The organism is Priestia sp. SIMBA_032 (assembly GCF_046535215.1).
Classification (GTDB): Bacteria; Bacillota; Bacilli; order Bacillales; family Bacillaceae_H; genus Priestia; species Priestia aryabhattai.
The window spans coordinates 1-262 of sequence record NZ_JAWRXD010000916.1; the positions used below are offsets into that span (position 1 = coordinate 1).

The following is a 262-nucleotide window of genomic DNA, read 5'->3' on the forward strand; positions in this document are numbered from 1 at the left end:
CATTTCTCCGAGCTGTTCAAGTGTATTTGTTAATTCGTCCATAATATCGTCGGTTGGAAGAGGGACACCAAGGAGTGGTTGAGCTACAGGACGAACGACTTTTAAAACTTTTCTTTTAATAGGAAATAATTTTTCCATCCACCAGCCGAGCATGTCTGGAAAACTTAGCATTGCTAATGTTTCTCCCGTTGGAGCGCAATCAATGATGATAACATCATATATGTTTTGTTTATAATAATCGAGTACGCGAAGTAAGCTAATT

At 38.2% G+C, this 262-nt stretch carries 1 protein-coding gene; it reads right to left on the reverse strand.

Features of this window, described 5'->3' with window-relative positions; all coding sequences use genetic code 11:
- Nucleotides 1–262, reverse strand: a 262-nt coding sequence (locus SB717_RS37000; RefSeq protein WP_410908070.1) for an ArsA family ATPase, incomplete at both ends; no start/stop codon positions are given.